Raw genomic sequence first — 219 nt, 5'->3', positions numbered from 1 at the left:
GTCATTTTCTCCAACGAGAAACTTCTTAGATAAATCTGGGTTGTCTTGATGGATTTATGGCCTAATAACTCGCTGATCATCTCTATGGGGACATTTTGTTCCTTCAATGACATGGCAAAGGAATGACGGATCGTGTAGGAAGTCACATCCGAGACTATTCCGGCAACCTCTTTCAACGTCTTCAAGTTCCGGTTAAACCGGGACAAGGCCGCATTGTAC

The 219-nt window shown here is 44.3% G+C and carries 1 protein-coding gene; it reads right to left on the bottom strand.

The features are described from left to right. Nucleotides 1-219 (bottom strand): tyrosine-type recombinase/integrase (locus DW033_RS25185; RefSeq protein ID WP_233554315.1); only part of this gene is annotated, 219 nt, incomplete at both ends.

The organism is Parabacteroides sp. AF39-10AC, from assembly GCF_003635405.1.
In the GTDB taxonomy this organism is placed as follows: domain Bacteria; phylum Bacteroidota; class Bacteroidia; order Bacteroidales; family Tannerellaceae; genus Parabacteroides; species Parabacteroides distasonis.
Note: the sequence above shows the minus strand (reverse complement) of the source record. Positions and strands in the feature narration are given on the sequence as shown.